This window comes from Sphingobacterium sp. SGG-5 (assembly GCF_011043525.1).
GTDB lineage: Bacteria > Bacteroidota > Bacteroidia > Sphingobacteriales > Sphingobacteriaceae > Sphingobacterium.
In genome coordinates this window covers 101,209-121,236 of sequence record NZ_JAAKGO010000007.1, presented here as the reverse complement: position 1 = coordinate 121,236, position 20,028 = coordinate 101,209, and the positions used below count along the sequence as shown (strand labels likewise).

The following is a 20,028-nucleotide window of genomic DNA, read 5'->3' as shown; positions in this document are numbered from 1 at the left end:
TAAAGCAAGTAACATTTCTCAAATCGCAAGGACAGCTTACTGATTTGTCCACAGGGCAGGTCCAGCCTGCCAACGGCCGATCGTAGGACACGATTGGTAAGCGAGAAAACTAACAGTATAAAGTATACCCATCATGAGTAAAGATCAGAAAAAAGCAAAAAGTACGAAAGAGAAGAAACAATCTTCTTACCAACAGGAGAAAGATTCGACTTCAAAAGAAACCACAGCAAATGTGTTTAGCAAGAAAAAGAAATAGACCCTTAAATGAGGCTGCTCTTATCTTTTTTATTACCGTTAATAATTCCACATGTCACCATCTATAAAATTCAGCAATGTAAATACATTCTTTTCAAAATCGCTCAGAGTAAGGATAAACGAATATTTTAAGGTGAGCGGCAAGTCTAAAACAGGTGATTGGCGGATCGGTTTAAAGGCGGTCATCCTCTTCTCCTCACTCATCTGCCTTTACACGATTCTGGTATTTGTGCAGCCTTATTGGCCGATCAGCATCCTATTGTGTTTGCTCCTGGGGATCAATTTTGCAGCAATCGGCTTTAATATCATGCACGATGCCGGGCACAATTCTTTTTCGCGCAATACGAAGATCAACACCATTCTCTCGTACTCGTTGAACCTTGTGGGAGGCAATATATACCTCTGGAAACTGAAACATAATATTGCACACCATACGTACACCAATATCGAGGGAGAGGACCATGATATTGAGATCAAGTTTATGCGGGTGCATCACGATCAAACGCTCAAGAGTTATCACAAGTATCAGCGATACTACTTTATCTTCCTATATGGCATATCTTACCTCGCATGGGTTTTCTTTCAGGACTATGAAAAATACTTCCGGCAAAAGCTTGGTAAAAACTCCGAAAGATTTGCTTTCCCGCTGAAAGAGAAAGTTATCTTTTGGGTAAGTAAAGTGTTCCATTTCGGTATATTTATAATCATACCTATGATCGTTGTCGGATGGTTGCCTACCCTCATTGGGCTGTTAGTGGCCGGAATACTGTGCGGGATCTGCTTGGCTACCGTATTCCAGCTTGCGCATGTGATTGAAGAAACGGAATTCAAAAATATAAATGCCGATAAGGTTGAGCAAGAATGGATGGTACATCAAGTGCAGTCGACAGCTAATTTTGCCACTAAGGGTAAGGTGTTGACTTGGTTGCTCGGAGGATTGAATTTCCAGGTGGAGCACCATCTTTTTCCCAAAATCTGCCATGTACATTATCCTGCAATCAATAGGATCGTAAAGGAGACCTGTAAGGAGTTTGGTATCAAGAGCGTGGAATACGAAACTTTCCGGGAGGCATTCAAATCCCATGTCCGGGTCATACGGAGTATGTCCCGATAGAAGCCTGTCGATGTTTGTAATCTCCACCTATAACGAGCAAAATGAAAGAGCTGATAAAAGAAAAACAACAAAATGCTTTCATTTACAATAAATTACACGTATATTTAATCCGTAATCAGGCTCTGCCAATGCTTTTCTGAAATCGTTAAGTTCACTCTTCTCTCTCAGTCTTCGCTTTTTCAGCTGCTAATTTTTGTTGACAATATAACGGGTGCAGTACCTTTTTGAACCGGGCTATTTCAAGCCACACAAAAAATACAGACATCATTTCTTGCGAACAAATGGGATTACCATCGTAGCGATGCCACGATCGAAGCAATAACGGCAGTAGCCAAAAAAAGAAAAATAATTTATCAATAAATACATAACACAATGCAACAAGGAACAGTAAAATTCTTTAACGTTACCAAGGGTTTCGGTTTTATTACACCAACAGATGGTGGTCAGGATGTTTTCGTACATTCATCAGGTCTGATTGACGATGTTCGTGAAAACGACGACGTGACATTTGACGTAGAGAACGGCAAAAAAGGTGTTAATGCCGTTAACGTACGCGTAGCATAAAATTTAAAGAGAAAGATAAACGGTCTTTTCCAAGCCATACTATAGCAGATGACATTCGTGTTATCTGCTATTTTTTTGATTTCTGATATCATAACCTTGACACTCTATAGGACGGTTTCACTTATTTTTTTACGGCAGGCATTTTTTGTTTTAAGTAAATATGCTTGATGTTTTTTACGCCTATATCTCGTTCGTCAATTTCAAATTTATTGGTCTCCTTTATTAAAGGAAGCAATTTTGGAAATCCATAATTCCTTGGGTCAAAGTCAGGCTTCTTTTTAAGAATGTAGTTTCCTAACCTTCAACAATAATCATCAGAGGCATCAATGCCAGTCCATTCAAGCCTTTCACCCCTTAAGATCTACATCGACTGTTGTTGTAACGCCGCCGAATACCTAAACTCACTAGTGTCCCGCCCTAGGTACGACGCTTTATACCAAGATACACCCAAGAGGCCCTTTTTCACGTCTATGTAAACCGTATCACCCGGCTGAATTTTTTTATGGACCGAGGCCACGACCTCGATTGTTTCTTTGCTATCGGGGTTCCAGACATTCACCATGATCGCCCAAGAAGGCATCCACCCAATCAGATATTGTTTGGCCTGTACCGTCGTCTGTACAGAAGTCGTTGCCGGATTGGGTGATAAACAATTCACCGAAAACAGCAGGTTGTACCAAGTTATCGGCAGGTACAAGAAGAGCGCGTAATAAAAATACCGATGTCGTAAAAACACCTCCGAAAACCACTTCTTACGCTTGATGATAAGGTGGATGACCGCACTCAGCAATAAACTAGCTATGATAAAGGGCAGATAGCTCGGTACCTCAACCCTAGTTAAGAACCCTGAGGTATGACACACGTTCCAGCCCCCCCACATCAGCAGCAGCTGTGGGTTGATGGCCCTGGTTGCCTGCGGGAAATACACTTTGTCAAGTCTTGTGTTGCTGTACCATATATAAACCATCGCAAAACTTATCAAAAGGTAGATAGAAAGGTGTAGTATTGAGGAAGGGGCAACCTGTGTCTGTACAAGCATATAAGCCATCACTGGTAGCGTCGATAGGGCAATAAGGATACTATGCCGTTGCTGCACCCGATAGGTCTCGATCGGAGGCACAGGCGGAGTAGGAGGGTGCATTAGGTCATCAGACTTAGACCGATTGGCGATAGCTTTTTCCCGCATGAGTGTAGCATATCCATCGATAAAAATTGGGATAGCAATAGGTCTGGACGTCTCCTGAAGCCAAATCGCTCGGCTTATGGTTTTCGATCCAAAAATACTCTGCTGACGCAATGTGTCTGATAGGATTGTAAGTTTATAAGTAATCATATAGGCGATATAGCCCACGGATAGAATAACCAGTGCCGTGAGAAACACTGAAAAAAACCAAAAATATCCACATAGCCCTTTGGCTATGTAGGTTTCGTAGGTTGTGTGAGCAAGAAAGTAAATCAAACCGATCGAAAGGCACAAAATGATAATTTTGTGCCAGGTGTAGTAGGTGTAAATTTTATTGGACATCGTAATTTCTTGGTTTCAATTGTGAATATACGATTTTTATTGTGTATTGCTAAATAGTGGGCTTATGGTCAAATAAGTGGGAAATATGAATACCGTTGTTTTAGCGTCATATCACAACACAACTTGTTTTCTCTGCCCATGCCAAAAAATGCTACGGCTAGACTTAGCTCCGTTTTACAGAATATTTCCAACGACAAAGAATACCCTGCCATGTACAATTAGAAAAGGGAACGATAAATAGGAGCTGCTAAAGGATAAGTCCCAAAGTCAATAAGGCGTTGTTTACGCCTGATCTGGTTTGGTCGGGGCTCTATCCTTTATCTAACGTATGGAAATTAAGTTTTGTAATCAATGCCAACGAACTCATCGATGAGAATGGTTAAATTTCCAGCTTATATTGTTTTATGAAGGGAATAAAGTTGTAAAAAACATATTTTAGGTAAAAAATATATTTATTTCTGTTTTATTGCTATATTTGTATTGGATTTAATAGAAAAGTTATGTTGTTAAAATTTACAGTAGAAAACTTCAGGTCAATGCGTGATCGTATCGAATTGGATATGACCAAGTCCGCTTTGAAGGGGCATACTGGAAATTATTTCGAAGCACAAGACCGTAAGCTTTTATCGACTTCGGTGATATATGGAGCAAATGCATCCGGTAAAAGTGGTTTTTTAAGAGCATTTCAGGCGTTGGAATATCTTGTGCTCAAATCTGCCGATTTCAAGTTGGATAAGACTATAGCTTCTTACGAACCGTTCTTATTGGATGAAGACAGTCAAGGGCGCTCCGTCAAATTTGAGATAGATTATATTTCTAACGACAACCATTACGAATATATCGTCTCTTATAGTCGTAAAGAGATTGAAACTGAAGAGTTGAGTATATTCAATGGCAATTATAAATCTTTGCTTTTCAGCCGGGAGAGAGGAAAAGACATTAAGTTTGGCGATAGCTATCGCGGAGGAAAGAAATTGATCGAAAGGATGACCCTTCCCAACCAATTGTTTTTGTCCAAAGCCGTAGAGAATAATGTAGAGTTATTATTGGATGCCTATCGTTTTTTCGATAGCAAGCTCCGCATTTATCCGATATTGGAAGGTATGGCCGAAGAAGACTTGAAGCGTCTGTACGCTCGCCGTCTAGCCGAAGATGCAGGCTCAAGCTTCTCCCGTAAATTCAATGCGTTGATATGTGCGCTGGACACTGGTATAACACAGGTTTCTGCAGAAGAAACGAATTCCGATATGTTTCATTTTCCGGATAGTATTCCTTCCGATGTCAAAGTGAAGTTTTTAGACCGGTATAGGTATGATATCAAGACCTATCATAACGTATTCAAAAAAGGGAAGATCGTAGGGCAAAAAGCATTTGATGTAAGGGATGAGTCCGCCGGTACCAAAAACCTATTTGCATTAGGCGGTATTATCATCGAAGCACTCGAAGAAGGACATGTATTGGTCGTAGATGAACTGGAGAAGAATCTACATCCCGACATTACGACGTTTTTGATACGTCTGTTCCATCGTCCGGATATCAATCGCAACCGTGCTCAACTGATATTTGCTACCCATGATGTGAGCCAGTTATCACACGATACGTTCCGGCGGGATCAGGTATGGTTTGTGGAGAAAGATGAATGTGGTGCTTCCACCATGTTCCGTTGTTCAGATATAGAGGGAGTGCGAGCAGATACGCCACTGGATAAATGGTACATGGCCGGGCGCTTAGGGGCAACTCCGGTAATACAGGACGAGAACTTTTTGGTCGAAATGCAGGAGGATTAGATGAAAAGGCGAGTTGTATCACATAGACGGGTATTGATTCTTTGCGAAGGCGTGACAGAAGAGGTGTATGCAAAGACTTTGCGTACAGCTTTTTTGCCGCGTGAGTTGCAACGTACGGTTACCGTCGATGTCGTTCGCCACAAGAAAAATGATCCATTGAATCTTATCGCAGAGGCGAAAGGGCGGGTGAGGCAGGCCAGAAAGGAGAGAACCCCCTATGAAGACGTTTGGTTATTTTTTGACCACGATAACTCACCTCATTTACAAGTTGTTTTTGAGCAAGTGGAAAAGCACGGCTTTCACTTGGCATTTACCGCCATTAGTTTAGAATATTGGTTTATCCTTCATTTTGAAGATTGCGGTAAAGCTTTTAAGGATGGTGAGGAGTGTTTGAAGTATTTGAAAAAGATTTGGCCCATCTATCACAAAACGAAGCTCAACCATTTTGAACAGCTTGGTGGATATGTGGGTCAGGCTATCGATCGTGCAGAGAGAAGGGAGAATAGAAACATGGGGACGCCTGTTTTGGAACAGCAGCCATATACTTCGGTACATAAGCTTATTGCGTTTTTTAAAGTATTGGGCGTTAAAAAGTAAAATGTGGAAAAGTTGTGATGTATTTAGATAAAATATGTAGTTAGCTCCTTTTATCCGAGGTCTGAATATCCTATATAGGATGATTAGAGCGAATAGAATCAAGTAGGGCCAAAATTCGGTCATGACCGAAACAGTTAAAATGAGGTAGTCCAATGTGTTTTACAACGCCTAATAATTTTTAACTTGTACATTTATTGCCTCCCACCTCAGAGTAGGAGCCTCGTCAATTCCCCGAAGTCGCACGTCGACCACTTGATCTGAGCTTAATCTTACATTTATACTGCCATCTGCATTAATTGGAACACCCATAATTCGAGTTTTCCGTTTTCTGCGGTGAATTATGGGCGTGTGCCTTAGGAAATAGGTTTATGTCCTTAAATGTAAGAATTGACAAGCAAATTGCAATTACTGTTAACACCGTCTTAGTGTACGTATCCATTTTCATTTGTAAGTTTTTACAACCAATTTCTGAAATCTATCTCAATTATGCAACGATATCCAAGCGTTGTTCCTGAAATCAAGAATCCGTTTCAATTGTCCTTTGCATCGAGTCTCATTGAGCTTTATTCCTCGTTACGTTATCCTGACCTTTGATAGTGTTACTAGTTGATGCTAATGTTTCTTTTAAAATAGATGGAGGTATCGGCTTTTGAAAACGGTTTCCTTGCTTCACTATTTGTGGTTTTGTTTTGAAAGTAGTTGGTGTATTTTGAGTTTGATAAGTCTTAGAATTAGTTTTATTCAGTTTTTTGTACGATATTTTCCTTACATTAGTCTTGTATCCAATTATACAGGGTATAGAAAGAGAGTATGATTCTAATTATAACCTAATTTATGAGCTTAGATAATTTTTATAGTTTACGTAGCGACTTTTTAGTCGTAGGACTTACAGGACGATCAGGGGGCGGTTGCGACAATATTTGTGAATTTCTAAAGTCTGATAATAATCCTTTTACTAATGACGGGTTTAAGGTGCCTAAGAATTTACATATAAATGAAATTCAAAAGTTTACAATTTGTAAAAATCTTTTGACAGATTCATCAAATGAATGGCGCAAATTCTCAACAGTCAAATATCGAGACGTATTGTTGCTGTTTTTTTTTGAGGAATTATATAAAAGCACTTCTTATAACTTTCAGACTTTGACTTATGAAATTTTGGAGAAAACATTTAATTCAATGTACAATCCCTGTACGGTTGTGACGAGAAGATTAGGGCAAGAAGAGCCAAGCGATAATGTGGTTGGAAAAATATGTTATTATTTAAATAGAAATAATGACTTGTTAAACAACTTGGTTAGTTTGTTTAATCCTTTGAGAAGTACTTTTGCTATTGGTTCATTTTCAGAAGAAGAGGTGTTTAAACATATTGAATATCTGAATAAATTATTTTTTGAATCCTTTTCTCATTTCTCTAAAGGATTGTTCGATATAATAGATAAAATTGACCCCATTGCGCGCCAACTATTTTTGCAAGATATTGCTTGCAATCTGAGATCGTCTGGTAAGATATATTATAAAGAAGATATCGACCATAAATCTGAAGCTGAGTATATTTTTACCGTGGCTATTGCCATTAAAAACCTTATCAAAATTAACAGGAAAGTTTTAGGATACAGTAGAGTTGTTATTGATTCCTTAAAAAATTCACTAGAAATCAATTTTTTTAGAGAGCGGTATTCCGGATTTTATTTAATTGCTTCGAGAAAAGATGAAGAGTTGTCTCGCTCCTATCTGAAGAATAAAATAGCTAAAATGGGGTTTGAAGGTGAAAAGGCAGATGATATTTTAAAAAAAATAAAGTTGATAGATGAAGCTCATTATCAGATAAAAGATTTTAAAATTGGAAAATTTACTACCCCCGATGTAGAAAATTGTATTCAAAAAGCTGATTATTATATTTACGCAGATGACAACTCATCAAATGAAGAGGAATATAATCCAACAAAGTTTCAATACCTCAGTTTGGAATTACAACTCCTAAAGTTCCTAGCGTTGGTTCAAAAGCCAGGTATAGTGACTGCTTCTGCTATTGAGCGATCAATGCAGTTGGCATTTAGTTCGAAATATAATTCTGGTTGCATTTCTAGGCAGGTAGGAGCAGTAGTTACTGATATCAATTACTCCGTTAAATCCGTAGGTTGGAATGAGGTACCACAAGGACAAACACCATGTTCGTTGCGAAATCTAAAAGAATTGGTAAATGAAGAAGCACCCTCTGTTTACTCAGAGTATGAAAAACAAGGAGGAGACTATTCAGGTAAACAATTCAAAGCAAAAGTAAAAGAGACGTTAATTAGTGCTTACGGCGAGGAATCCAATTTTTTCAATAACCTAAATGGACATAATTGTCCTTATTGTTTTAAGGATTTTCATAATGCGTATGAAGGGAAAGAGAATCAGGTCCATACTCGGTCGTTGCATGCCGAAGAAAATGCCATGTTGCAAATTTCTAAATTTGGAGGACAGGGATTAAGCGGTGGAATACTTTTTACAACAGCAAGCCCCTGTGAACTTTGTTCGAAAAAAGCATTTCAATTAGGTATAAAAAAAGTGTTTTATATTGACCCTTATCCGGGTATTGCTCGACAGCAAATCTTAAAAGCTGGAAATAATAAGGATAGTAACCCAACGCTTTATATGTTTCAAGGTGCTGTGGGCAGAGGGTATTTTAAATTATATGAGCCTTATATGTCTATTAAAGATGAAACCTATATTAGGACAGGTATTAAACCGAAATTTTCCGAAGATAAATTTTTTAAAGACATGAAAAATCAGTTATTGTCAAAATTTCCCGATAATGTATCCATAGAAAAGATGAGTACATTTGATGAGTTGATGGACATTATTCAGAAAGGTTTGGAAAATTAAAGTTCATCAAATGTATAAATCTAAAAAACTCCTGTCGAGACAGGAGTTTTTTAGACTACTTCTTACTCCCTTTGGAATCAGAACGGTTGCTTCTTACATGAGCAGCAACTGTGATTTTCTTCCCATTGACAATCTTTGTGTGCTCCGGGATTCTGTTGAACTTGCGTCCTTCACCATCTTTAGCCATTCTTTATACCTCCTTTCTTTTTTTTATTAGGTTTGAAATAAAATTTTTGAATCTCGCCCACCCACTTATTTTGTCTTTTTTAGAATTTAAAGGGGCTATTTGCTCTTCAACTAATACATTATTGTCACTATAATATATGTCCTTAGAATTCCTGTCACCCTCCCTATTATTCATGATTTCAGAGCTACCCCATTTATCTGCATGTTTGATTTTGTTTTTTCTAATCCAATAATGAGATTGACATTCGAAGCTCCAATTACCAATAGATGGATAGAGCGAAATGTTTTTTCCATTAAACGTCAGTTCCCAATCTGTAGGCGAGAGAGGGGTAACCACTTCATTGCCGCAGCCACACACACATTTGTGTATGGCTGTGCAATATTGAAAAGAAATGTAGATAGCACCTTCTTCTATGGTATCGGGTATGAACTCTACGAATCTATGTTGTAGTATCATCGTTGAAAATTTTTGATGTACCAATGGAATAAGAACTATGGTATTCTCGTTCTTGATCTATGTAAAATCCAAATTCCTTTTTCCATTTTATAACGGCTAGTGTGGCATTTAAGGCATTTAATTCCGCTATCTGTATATTTGTAGTATATTCATTATTTTCAGAATCTTCTCCAAATATCCTTAACGGAAGATGGTCAACTTTTTCTTTACTAGAGGAGGTAACCCGGATTGCTCCCATTAATTGGTTGTCAACGACATAAACGCCTAAACCGACATCTGTAAAGGATACGCCGATTTTGGCTAAATAATCTGTAAGAGGCTTTCTTACGGAATTTTTGTCTACGCAGATAAAAACATAATCCACCGTATCTAGCTCATAGATATTATCCTTGGTTATATAGTAATCGTGAGCGTAGATTGATTTTCTGAGATTGGAATATACTTTTTGATAGTACTCAGCCTTTTTAGGATTGTCATCAAGCACTTTGATCGATGCCGCTCCGGGAGAACGAAAAGCATTGTGCTGATCAAAGCTGTCTCCGTCATAAAGATGGATTTCTTTGACGGGAGTTTTCGCTACTAGATCGAGTATATACGCTCCTGTGCCACCTAGACCTATGATTGCTATCCTTTGCCCTTCAAGTTTTGAATTTATCAACTCGATATTTGCTCTACTTGAATTCGTGTCTATATATTCAAAAACCGTCTCGTTATTCACATCGGGAATTGCTTTAAATGTTTTTGACGTTACGCTTGGATCGAGATACTGAGCAGGTGCGGAGATAATATCAGCATACCTCTTGACCTTTTCGTAATAATTGGCATATCCGCCTTTAGGTTTGTTTGAAAAAGACCTGTTTATCGTGATTTGATTGTTCAGCCTCGCAGTAGTATTACTATGTTGAATAGCAGTGATTACCGTTCCATCTATTTGACAAGGATTTTCCCCAATGAAATACATCACATGGTTGTCGGGACGTCCGGTTTTAGTTCCGTTAATCAGTGTCAGATTGCTTACAAAGGAACCAAATTTAATTTCCTTGTTTTGATTGACATAAGGTATATGGTGGATAAGTAAATATCCACCACGTACCTCTATCTCATATCCTTCGTCTCTTAGACGCTTAAGGTCAGGACTAAGATTTATCAGTTGCTGTGACATCGAAAATCATTTTATTTTTGACTTTTACAACTGAACCTTTAACCATTGTGCCCTCTGGCTTGGGTAGATGACCCCTGCTGTACGTGACAGTATATCCTATGTTGGGATTAGGATCATAAGCACCAAATGCCAAAAAAACAACTTGCTCAAAAGAGATTTCCGAAGTCTCCCATTTTTTCTCTCGGGCATTGACAATTATGGTAAACTCTGTATGCTTGGGTTTAGAAAAGAAGCGTTCTCTTCCAGGGCGAGCCAAGTCTACAATCTCATCGTCCATGATCTGATCATCTTCCCAACCTTCTTTAATATCAAGGAATAGATCATGATCATTAGGTATTTTACCTAATTCGCGTAATTCCAGACCATTGATAAACTGTTTGTACCAAGTGAATGGCTCCCCGTTAATAAAGAATTCCAATTTTTTCTTTACAAAGAAGTATTCTGTCTCCGGTCTAGCTAAGTTAACGGCTTTGTCATTCTCAATCAGTTCATCCGCATAGGGTTTTTTTATTGATAAGAATAGGTCAGTGTCCAAAGGAATGCCGGCCAATTTCTTTAATTCTGCTCCGGTTTTATATTGATCGTAGGTTTCGTATTTCTTCCCCTCGATCACAAATTGTAAAGGGTGTTTTAGTTTTTGCGTGGAAGGCGCCCCTTTCGAATTTTCCATTTTCTTAATTTTTATATGAGTTATTGCCGTTTTTATTAATTAAATCAGTGGCTGTGTATATCGTTTCAACAGCTGCCAGCTGTGCTGGCCGTATAGAAATTTCTCTGCGACTATGATATGTTTAGTGTTAAACATTCAGGCACGAGTGCTACATTACCTGTAACAATTCTAAATAAAATCAAGAAAGGCTTTGGAAAATTCGATTAAAGGGAGTATTTTTGGTTTCCAGACAAAAATCTAGACCTTGCAACGGTCTAGCCTTTTAAACGAATGAGCCAGGTTGATTTAATTAGCCTGGTTTTTTGTTTATATTATTTTTACTTTCATTTTCTTCTCAAAATTATCTAACCATTTAAACTGTTACAAAGATAATCTATAATTTCAAATATTCAATGTGTTTTTTTGTATATGTACAATTTATTAACATATATAATTGTTTGTTTAATAAACAATTTATTTTTAAGTTGTTGATTATTAATGTGTAATATTTTTTGTTTTCATAATGAAATGTGTAGTTTCTATGTTTATTTGTTGAAAACTTTATTTATTGTTGTTTGTTATTGTTTATATATTGTGTATATTTAAAATATATTATTACTTTTGCACTCCCGAAGAAAGGAGGGGTTTATGAATAGCGAAGAGCAATTTTATATTGAATTAGGAGCTAAGATTGCCTCTGTGAGAAATGATAAAGAGATCAGTCAAGAGGTGTTGTCTGAGTTTCTGAAATTATCAAGATCGTCGATAGCAAACATTGAGAAAGGTCGTCAAAGGCCTAGTATAATAACCTTGGCACTAATAGCAAACTATCTTAAGGCCAGTGTGGCAGAATTAATACCTAATATAAGTAATATAAATATTGATGATTTGAATCTACGCGGAGCAGATGTTAGGGAACAAGATCAAACAACTAAAGAAGCTCTTAATAGCTTTTTGCAAGGTTTAAGGAAGAGTAAATGATTATTTAATAATAAAATGATACTATGGCTATTTCTAAAAAAGTAGTAAATGACACTATATCATTTATTAACAATATTTTTAGTAATAATAGTGAGATTGATTTACCGGTAGAGATTGAAAACATTGTTAAAGTATTGAAAATTGATCTAGTTTATTACACATTCGAAGAAGAAATCTCTGGAGTTTTAGTTTTAAATGGTTCTCATTCTACGATTGGTGTTAACCAGGGACATTCTGGGGTTCGAAAAAGATTTACAATTGCTCATGAACTAGGACATTATATCCTCCATAAAGATCAAGGAAGTATGTTTATGGATAAGGTCTTGTATCGTAAAAATTCTGATGATTATAATGTCAAGGATGAAAAGTTAGAACGGGAAGCGAATTATTTTGCGGCTAATCTTCTAATGCCGGAAAAGGCTGTAAGAAAACTATTCGCGAAATCTAAAAATGATTTTTATGACGATTCTAATATTCAGGATTTAGCAGAAAAATTTGAAGTGAGTAATTCGGCTATGACCTATAGGTTAGTGAATTTGGGGTTAATTGAATTTTAGGGGGGCAATACGTTTCTTGTGAAAATTAAAAAAGCAATAATTTTAAATTATTGCTTTTTTAATTTTTAGGCCGGATGTGTATGTTTGCCTAATTTATTTACTCTGTTTTTCAACATGTCGTGTGAGTATATTACTTTATTAAAGTGTTTGATTTGAATCTTTTCGTATTTATCCTGTGGGATATTATAAAAATTTGCTTTCAAATATTTTTTTAAATTAGCCGAAATTCTTAAATCATATTTGTCTTTGTAATAGAACGTATTGATTATACAAAGTTCTGGGTATGGGTTATCTTCTAAAACAATGTCTAAAGTCTTGTTTTTTAAAAATTCATTGAATTTCTTTGATTTAATAAATTTATTCCTTTTGATGTCAAAAACAATAGAAGAAAAATTAAAGAAACAACTATAGGGGAGATCTTCTTCCATAAAGATACAATTTTGGATTTTTTGTTCTTTAAGTGCCCATGTATCTTCTGCATTCCAAATATCAACACAGATATTTGATATCTTCAATTTGTATCCTCCAAAACTGTTTTTAGAGAATTTTATACCGTCAAATTTTTTAATGAGTTTCTCTAACTGATGGAAATTCCTTTTGGCAACTAAATCTAAATCTCTTAGCTCTCCATTATGCTTCAAGGCAAAATCGCGGATGACACCACTAAAAACTAATAAATCTAATTCTGCATTTAATACCTCGACAAAATCTAATACTTTATCATCCAATTTAGAGTGTAAGTACTTGACGAATTTGTCTTCTGATAAAGAAGTATCGTTATGTTCTTTTTCCTTAATCATATTATAAGGGATATAAAGGTGTTATATAATATCTATAACAATAAACCAATCCTTTAATAATAACTGCTCGCCTTTTATCTTTTTACAAATATATAGAAGTTCCTTATAAAGTTATTAACAAAATAGTTCTTAATCAATTTTTTGACCACTAATTTTTTGATAATGTGTAAGTGCAAATTTGTCTGTCATACCTGAAATAAAATCTACAATAACTCTAAATTTGTAGTAATCGCTCAAATCTGTAAAGTCAATAGCATTGTCTAAATCCTGAAAATCTTCTAATATTTCTTTTTTAAGACGTTTCCATTCTTTATGGTCTATTTCCTCTTGCGATTCCCATGATTTGATTTCTTGGATATAATCCTCAATCTTTTGTTTTAGTTTTTTATAATTGGATTGCTGTGACTCAGTAAAATTATCATTTGTTATTTTCTTATATTTATTTTCAATTATATTTTGTAGATCTTCCTCTAATGCTACTTCGCGTATTGAACAAGAGATTAAGGGGAGAGACCTGTTAGAAAATCCTTTTTTACTATGAAAGAGTTGGCTTATATAGTGATTTAAAAGCCCCGTTATTACCGAATATCCAGTGGTTTCGAGATAATTGATTTCTCTTGTATTAAATATTTTGGTAGCACAAATTTTTTTTAGAATTTCATCAATTCCATTTTCATCATCTTCTATTAGCTCTTTATGGTAAGTTCCTTTTTCAATTTTTTCAAGATTTGTTTCGAAATTTTCAAAGGCTAAGTTGACGAGATAATCAATTAGTTTTATTCGAATAAAAACAATTTTATTTCCATCATTACAGTCCTTTCTTGAGCAAATTTTTAAAATTTCTTTGGCTATTCCTGAAGAGGATTTATAAAATGCCTCTTCAAAATCTTCAATAGTTACATATTTTTTACTAAAGCCATCCTCAATGTCCATTACACGATAAGCTATTGAGTCTGCAGCCTCCATTAAAAAGCAAAGAGGGTGGCGGATTGTTTCATTACTAGCCTTTTTTAATATACATTCTTTGACTATTTTCTCATAAAAACCCTTTTCAGAATAGAATACACCATGTTTTCCTTGACCTATATTTCTCTTTTTTAATTCTTTTCTTTTGTCATTGCTAATTTCAACCGCATAATAATTCGGATATTTTAAATAAGAGCCTAGAATAGAATAGGTTAAATTTAGTCCGAAAATATCATCAAGATATTGAAGCTTTGTAACGACTCTTAATCCTTGAGCATTTCCGTCGAAGTGTATAAAGTCATTTTTTTGATGGTTATCTAAGTTTTCAAAAGCAGAAATGGCGTCCTTAGGAATAAATGGATTATTTTTAATTTCATTAAAGTAGTTGGCTATAATGTCTTCTGCAAAGTGACCGAAGGGAGGATTTCCAATGTCGTGAATTAAACATACACTTTGTAAGATAACAGGAATTATACGGAAAAGTTCAGATTCAGTTTTGTTAGTTCTATCTTGAATTTTTTTTGAGATAGCACATTTGAGTCCAAATGTATATCCAAGAGACATAACTTCATTAGAATGGGTCAATCTTGTATGAATATTATCATCTGTCGTCAAAGGAAATACTTGAGTCTTATCGTGCATTCTTCTTAGAGCTGGGCTATAAATTATTCGCCCGAGATCACTTTCGAATTCATTTCTAATGTCTTTTCGCAGTGCCTGATTAGGATCTTTTTTACTTGACTTTCTTATCCTCTGTTCTGATAATAATTTTTCCCAATTCATTCTGTGGATTTTATAATAGCTTGATAATTAATTTAATATATGTTGTTGTAACCCTTTATGCTTCCGTTATCTTTTTTTGTTATATATGTCTTGATTTTCAATGGTTTAATATATTGCTGTTTCAGTTTCCCTTTTGCAAAATCTACATTACTCCTCAAGTAGTCTTCTCAGGCATAATATCCTTAAGACTACACTTGCAAAGTATAGCAACACATTCAACTGATCGTAGGAGTACATACTTTTTAGTTTCTTACTTTCTATTTGACCAATATAACCAATAGTAACCTCCATAAAATCTGATTGCACTTTGTTAATCTGGTCGGTCTGGCTAGCTTTTATTCTAATACAATAAAATTAGTATATCTTTTCCAATTTTCCAAAATGGTTGGTGGTTGTTTCTTTAAAAAGAAAAGAAGGCGAAGGGGAGGCAAAACTTCGAAAAGTTAGTAAATTAATTCTCAAGTTGAACAACTGGATCCGGGCCAAACAACACCTTACCGATATCCCGATCGAGCCACCCGCAATAATGACAATACCATTCCGCACATTCCTCCAGGATTTGCATGATGTTGTCGTCATTTGAATCTAATATCGTCAAATCAAATTCCTGAACACCTCCATATCGGTTGAAGAATTGAAAAGTGTAGTGTCGTTTTTCCGGTGGCACCCGATGTGGTTTGTATGCATCGTTTATCTCCATTACCGACCCAGTGGGAATATGTAGAATCCGCTGGGGGTCATCCTCCATGCGTTTTTCATGTTCGCTCGTTATAAGGAATTTGAAGGTGCGTACTTGTTTCATAAATTATGTTATATTTTTTTAATTTGGCGCAGGTGGCGTATAAATGACTTAAATTTTCTTTGTAATCTAAAGGTAACAAATTAATTTCCCCTATCCAAACCAATAGCCATTCATAGCATCCATAAATATCGGATCTTTAACAGGATACTTTGAACTCGGTACAGAATCGATATCGCAGTTAGGACACGCTATCCTCAATGCAGATTGTGTTTGGAGTAGAGGGACGTATCAAAGTGAGGAAGAGGGGCGGCAGTTGGTAGGAGCTTACTGCCAATCAGCTATTCATATTCAAGATGGGATAAAACGTGGCTTAGAATGTTATATTTGCATGATGAATTTTGAAAAGACACAGCATAGTATTTTTATAGGGGCAGCCCAAAATATGAATAGGGTCGAAGACGAATCGATTCAATTAGTGGTTACATCCCCCCCTTATCCCATGATAGAGATGTGGGATGAAGTTTTGGGAAGGCAAAATCCATCCATAGGAAATAAATTTATCCAAAATGACGCTTACTGTATCTACGAACTAATGCATCAGGAGCTTGATCAGGTATGGACGGAGGTATATAGGGTATTGAGCCCCGGTGGCGTTGCCTGTATCAATATCGGAGACGCTACACGCACAATAGATAAAAACTTTGCGCTGTATCCAAACCATACGCGGATAGTCAGCAAGTTCATTTCATTAGGTTTTGATAATCTTCCAAATATTATCTGGAGGAAGCAGACCAATGCACCCAATAAATTTATGGGGTCGGGAATGTTGCCAGGAGGAGCTTATGTCACTTTGGAGCACGAATGGATCCTCATTTTTAGAAAGCAGGGCAAGAGAGCCTTTAAAAAGGATATTGAGAAAGCCAACCGACAAAAGTCAGCTTATTTTTGGGAGGAGAGGAACGTGTGGTTTTCAGACCTGTGGGATTTAAAAGGCACTAAACAAAAGATCAATGCCACTATCGGTAGGGAGCGGAGTGCCGCTTATCCATTTGAAATCCCTTACAGGTTAATAAATATGTATTCTGTCTACGGTGATACGATTCTGGATCCTTTTTTGGGAACGGGTACTACCAGTATTGCGGCTATGGCGGCCAGTCGACACAGTATAGGCTATGAGATAGATGAGACTTTTAAAGATTTTGTTTTTGATAATTTATCAAGTTTGAAGATATCCGACCTAAACAATATCCTGCTCAGCCGTATAGAAAACCACAAGAGATTTATTGCAGCGAGAAAACTGGATTCGAAAAAAAAGGAGATAAAGCATTTTAATGAATACCTTGACGTGGAGGTCATGACCTCTCAAGAAAGAAATATGGAATTTAGGTACGTCCAGAAAATAGAATGTGTAAGTGACTGTTTTTTTGTAGAATATGCAACAGCCCCATTCGGCAAGTCTAATTCTTAAAGGACTTTGTATCTCATCCATATTCAATATTTCCCTACTTGTTTTAGCGATCAAATCAATCACCTTAGCAAATCAGGAGCAAGTATTGCTGTTTGTTTTGAGGTTTGAAGGGCCTGTAACAAGGCTGTCACATCTTATTGGGTAAATGCTATATTTGATCAATCTAAATTATATTCAACACTGATTCGGGTTTTTTTCTTATCGTAATAAACCATACAAACACTTATATTTTCGCTGAGAATTTTGGACTTATAGCTTATTGGCTTGATACTTACGGGTATATCGCCGATATAGCCATCAATGCCTTTGCTTTCATCACTCGGGTCAGCTAATTGATAGGTGGTGTTTTCTTGCTCGGCAATCTTTTTCAGGATTGCTTCCTGAAACTTTAAGCCGCTAAATGTTTTCACGAGGATAAGTTCTTCGACCCAGTCTCGTACCATTTTCTCATCAATGGTGTTAATGACTTTTTGGAACTCTTGTACCATGTTCCATATTCTTGTCGTTGCATTATCTATAGCTACAGGATGTTTTTCTTGATACCAAGTCTGCCATTCATTCATAAACTGTCCGGGGAACTCTTGTATCAAATCACTCATTTGCCCCACGACTCTTGGTCGTGTACCTTGAGCATTAGAATTGGCCAAGTTCATGATTTGTGTGGTATATTTTGGGAAAGTGTACTGCTTGCCTGACAGTAATATGTTGAGTTCTGTATTGGCTATGTTGATTTTCTTATTCACGTTATTTTTCTATATTATGACAATTACCTATTTTGCTTTCTGCACTATTTTGCTTTTTTTTAAGTAGATTGTATTTCTATTACTTTCTCTTGAGATTGTTTACTTTACTGTGTTTCTGTTCAATATGTTTACACCATCTCTATAAGACTCTGGCTGGAAAGTTCAAGATATTACATGGCTTGCAAGCGAAATATTTCCGTTTTGATTTGTTCTACTACGTCTATATTATGTATATTCTTTTTATCCCCTATTTTTATTGAATAAACAAAAAAAACCTTTCCTCCAAACGCCTGTTCAAAACGCTCATGATTTATCCGGTGCATTTCTATCCATTGATAATCATTCAGCGCCATGCCTGATGAAATAGGTTTAATCTGTAGCCCGATATACCTTCCGTTAATTTCTATGTAAAAATCCACTCCATAATTTCTATCCCAATTGTCAGGGGCGGCTATGATGTCGTGGCCTATCAATACCTGTAATTGCCCATAAATAGTTTGTATCTCTCCTACATAGCCTTCATATGTCCGATTGATTACGAGATTATACACATATTCAATACATTCTTCCTCCGTAATAGCCGATAGTTCCTGTTGTACTATTTCGGTAAGTTTCACATATAGCCTTTGACCCAAAGAAATGATGTACTCTCGCGTAATGCGCTCACCATTCTTTTTCTTTTGTGTAGCATGTTGAAAATAAAAAGCTTCCCAATTTTCAAATACTTCTGGTGCACAGGCTCGAATAAGTTCAGATGTCGGACCAACACTATGTGCTTTGGTTAGTGCCCACCGTCCATTGGCGTAGTTGAGTAAGGTCTCGCGTTTAAATTTTAAGTTTACGCCTTCGTGGCCTGAGATGTAGTCTGCTGGCATAATCTACTTAGTCTTATATTGTCGAATTAAATGGTTATAATTTGTTTCATTGTTATAGAGTTAGGACGAGCAGTGTTCCAATTATTTATAAGTGCGGTCCTTCTGTCGTTATCCCTTCTGGTTCGGCTTTCCAATGTGTCTAAATATCGATCTAATTCGTGCTGATTGTTGATGAGAAAAAATCCTGCTGGCCTTCCCGTAACCGCTCCTATTAAGTCTCCTTCCAGTTCGATACATTCTGTTATTAAACTTCTTAGTTTTACTTGGTTACTGGAAGTCGGAAAGCCAATTATAGCAGCTAAGTTTTTTGCACTGATGGCATTTTGTCGGCCTACTTGCAAGGCATTCAAAAGAACTCGTCTTTGGTTTTGTGTAAATTGTTGCATAGTTTTTACTTATTATTCTCTTTTATTCCCCTTTGCCTTAGTCTCTGCATCGACGACCACAATCTCCATCACTTCATTTTCCATAAGTTTCGACGGAGTGCCATCAGCTTTTTTCTTTGGCACTTTTTTATATCTGATTACGATCTGTTCATCTTTAGGTATACCATTCGGAAAAAGATCATCAAGACTTTTAAAACCAAAAACCTTTTTTAATATGCCAATATGGCGTAGGTTATATTTTTGATCTTGGTCAAGGGATTCACAATTACCTACAAACGCTTCGGCTAATCCCATTTTTCCACTTAGAACTCTTTGAGACCATCCGCGTTCTCCTCTAAACTTTTGTACGTTTAAGATTAATTCATACTCTATTCTGTAAATAGCTTTAGACTCGTGAAATTTACTCATTACAAATTTTATGTACTATATATTTGGTTCTTTTAAAAGTTGTTTTTATATTTGTGTTGTCAATCTAGGATTGACGTGATATATGATAACTACGTCTATTTATTAGACTGTGAGTTGAACGAGCCTCAAATTCCAAAGACTAGCAAGCTTTA

The 20,028-nt window shown here is 36.3% G+C and carries 21 protein-coding genes and 1 pseudogene; 9 read left to right on the top strand and 13 right to left on the bottom strand.

What is annotated here, in order from left to right; translation table 11 throughout:
• Nucleotides 1–133 precede the first annotated feature (133 nt).
• The 3 genes from G5B30_RS17505 (at nucleotide 134) to G5B30_RS12345 (ending at nucleotide 1,933) form a co-directional block, all read left to right on the top strand.
• Complete coding sequence (locus G5B30_RS17505; RefSeq protein WP_262886603.1) at nucleotides 134–256, top strand: hypothetical protein; 123 nt, start codon at nucleotides 134–136, stop codon at nucleotides 254–256.
• 51 nt (nucleotides 257–307) lie between these two features.
• Nucleotides 308–1,369 carry a fatty acid desaturase family protein gene (locus tag G5B30_RS12350; RefSeq protein WP_165320307.1) on the top strand — a complete coding sequence of 354 codons (1,062 nt, stop codon included), beginning with the start codon at nucleotides 308–310 and terminating at the stop codon, nucleotides 1,367–1,369.
• A gap of 372 nt (nucleotides 1,370–1,741) precedes the next feature.
• Nucleotides 1,742–1,933, top strand: a complete 192-nt coding sequence (locus G5B30_RS12345) for a cold-shock protein (protein ID WP_165320306.1) — start codon at nucleotides 1,742–1,744, stop codon at nucleotides 1,931–1,933.
• A 121-nt stretch (nucleotides 1,934–2,054) separates the two neighbouring features.
• Here G5B30_RS12345 and G5B30_RS12340 read toward each other — a convergent pair.
• Nucleotides 2,055–2,222, bottom strand: a pseudogene (locus G5B30_RS12340) (OST-HTH/LOTUS domain-containing protein); the annotation flags it as partial.
• A 72-nt stretch (nucleotides 2,223–2,294) separates the two neighbouring features.
• On the bottom strand, nucleotides 2,295–3,458 hold the full coding sequence (locus tag G5B30_RS12335; protein WP_165320305.1) for a hypothetical protein: 1,164 nt from the start codon (nucleotides 3,456–3,458) through the stop codon (nucleotides 2,295–2,297).
• Nucleotides 3,459–3,958: 500 nt separating this feature from the next.
• Between G5B30_RS12335 and G5B30_RS12330 the strand changes: the two genes are divergently transcribed.
• From G5B30_RS12330 to G5B30_RS12320, 3 genes are all read left to right on the top strand, one after another.
• Nucleotides 3,959–5,245, top strand: a complete 1,287-nt coding sequence (locus G5B30_RS12330) for an AAA family ATPase (protein ID WP_165320304.1) — start codon at nucleotides 3,959–3,961, stop codon at nucleotides 5,243–5,245.
• Nucleotides 5,246–5,842: an RloB family protein gene (locus G5B30_RS12325; RefSeq protein ID WP_165320303.1), complete on the top strand. Its 597-nt coding sequence runs from the start codon at nucleotides 5,246–5,248 to the stop codon at nucleotides 5,840–5,842. It begins immediately after the preceding gene.
• An 834-nt stretch (nucleotides 5,843–6,676) separates the two neighbouring features.
• Nucleotides 6,677–8,713 (top strand): hypothetical protein, encoded by a 2,037-nt coding sequence (locus G5B30_RS12320; protein WP_165320302.1) that lies wholly within the window; start codon nucleotides 6,677–6,679, stop codon nucleotides 8,711–8,713.
• 55 nt (nucleotides 8,714–8,768) lie between these two features.
• Here G5B30_RS12320 and G5B30_RS17500 read toward each other — a convergent pair whose 3' ends face one another.
• The 4 genes from G5B30_RS17500 to G5B30_RS12305 are packed head-to-tail and all read right to left on the bottom strand — an operon-like array spanning nucleotide 8,769 to nucleotide 11,188.
• Nucleotides 8,769–8,900: a hypothetical protein gene (locus G5B30_RS17500; RefSeq protein ID WP_262886602.1), complete on the bottom strand. Its 132-nt coding sequence runs from the start codon at nucleotides 8,898–8,900 to the stop codon at nucleotides 8,769–8,771.
• Nucleotides 8,901–8,903: 3 nt separating this feature from the next.
• On the bottom strand, nucleotides 8,904–9,356 hold the full coding sequence (locus tag G5B30_RS17290) for a DUF6527 family protein (protein ID WP_206367111.1): 453 nt from the start codon (nucleotides 9,354–9,356) through the stop codon (nucleotides 8,904–8,906).
• A complete protein-coding gene (locus tag G5B30_RS12310) occupies nucleotides 9,340–10,518 on the bottom strand; it encodes a ThiF family adenylyltransferase (RefSeq protein ID WP_165320301.1) in 1,179 nt (392 codons plus the stop codon). Before G5B30_RS12310 ends, G5B30_RS17290 begins: the two co-directional genes overlap by 17 nt.
• Nucleotides 10,493–11,188 carry a multiubiquitin domain-containing protein gene (locus tag G5B30_RS12305; protein ID WP_165320300.1) on the bottom strand — a complete coding sequence of 232 codons (696 nt, stop codon included), beginning with the start codon at nucleotides 11,186–11,188 and terminating at the stop codon, nucleotides 10,493–10,495. The genes G5B30_RS12310 and G5B30_RS12305 overlap by 26 nt, the downstream gene beginning before the upstream one ends.
• 627 nt (nucleotides 11,189–11,815) lie before the next feature.
• Here G5B30_RS12305 and G5B30_RS12300 point away from each other — a divergent pair.
• Together G5B30_RS12300 and G5B30_RS12295 are read left to right on the top strand one after the other, a co-directional pair.
• Nucleotides 11,816–12,148 carry a helix-turn-helix domain-containing protein gene (locus G5B30_RS12300; protein ID WP_165320299.1) on the top strand — a complete coding sequence of 111 codons (333 nt, stop codon included), beginning with the start codon at nucleotides 11,816–11,818 and terminating at the stop codon, nucleotides 12,146–12,148.
• A 23-nt stretch (nucleotides 12,149–12,171) separates the two neighbouring features.
• A complete protein-coding gene (locus G5B30_RS12295; RefSeq protein ID WP_165320298.1) occupies nucleotides 12,172–12,705 on the top strand; it encodes an ImmA/IrrE family metallo-endopeptidase in 534 nt (177 codons plus the stop codon).
• 65 nt (nucleotides 12,706–12,770) lie between these two features.
• Here the strand turns inward: G5B30_RS12295 and G5B30_RS12290 are convergent, their stop codons facing one another.
• From G5B30_RS12290 to G5B30_RS12280, 3 genes are all read right to left on the bottom strand, one after another.
• Nucleotides 12,771–13,505, bottom strand: a complete 735-nt coding sequence (locus G5B30_RS12290) for a hypothetical protein (RefSeq protein ID WP_165320297.1) — start codon at nucleotides 13,503–13,505, stop codon at nucleotides 12,771–12,773.
• Between the two features lie 129 nt (nucleotides 13,506–13,634).
• A complete protein-coding gene (dgt, locus tag G5B30_RS12285) occupies nucleotides 13,635–15,254 on the bottom strand; it encodes a dGTP triphosphohydrolase (RefSeq protein ID WP_165320296.1) in 1,620 nt (539 codons plus the stop codon).
• 451 nt (nucleotides 15,255–15,705) lie between these two features.
• A complete protein-coding gene (locus G5B30_RS12280; protein ID WP_165320295.1) occupies nucleotides 15,706–16,056 on the bottom strand; it encodes a hypothetical protein in 351 nt (116 codons plus the stop codon).
• A gap of 328 nt (nucleotides 16,057–16,384) precedes the next feature.
• On the opposite strand from G5B30_RS12280, the gene G5B30_RS12275 reads away from it, so the two are divergent.
• Nucleotides 16,385–17,464, top strand: a complete 1,080-nt coding sequence (locus G5B30_RS12275; protein ID WP_206367110.1) for a DNA-methyltransferase — start codon at nucleotides 16,385–16,387, stop codon at nucleotides 17,462–17,464.
• 158 nt (nucleotides 17,465–17,622) lie between these two features.
• Here the strand turns inward: G5B30_RS12275 and G5B30_RS12270 are convergent, their stop codons facing one another.
• From G5B30_RS12270 to G5B30_RS12255, 4 genes are all read right to left on the bottom strand, one after another.
• Complete coding sequence (locus G5B30_RS12270; protein ID WP_317164342.1) at nucleotides 17,623–18,207, bottom strand: MjaI family restriction endonuclease; 585 nt, start codon at nucleotides 18,205–18,207, stop codon at nucleotides 17,623–17,625.
• A 170-nt stretch (nucleotides 18,208–18,377) separates the two neighbouring features.
• On the bottom strand, nucleotides 18,378–19,082 hold the full coding sequence (locus tag G5B30_RS12265; protein WP_165320294.1) for an MjaI family restriction endonuclease: 705 nt from the start codon (nucleotides 19,080–19,082) through the stop codon (nucleotides 18,378–18,380).
• A 26-nt stretch (nucleotides 19,083–19,108) separates the two neighbouring features.
• Nucleotides 19,109–19,468, bottom strand: a complete 360-nt coding sequence (locus tag G5B30_RS12260) for a hypothetical protein (RefSeq protein WP_165320293.1) — start codon at nucleotides 19,466–19,468, stop codon at nucleotides 19,109–19,111.
• A 12-nt stretch (nucleotides 19,469–19,480) separates the two neighbouring features.
• A complete protein-coding gene (locus G5B30_RS12255; RefSeq protein ID WP_165320292.1) occupies nucleotides 19,481–19,876 on the bottom strand; it encodes an XRE family transcriptional regulator in 396 nt (131 codons plus the stop codon).
• Nucleotides 19,877–20,028: the final 152 nt, after the last annotated feature.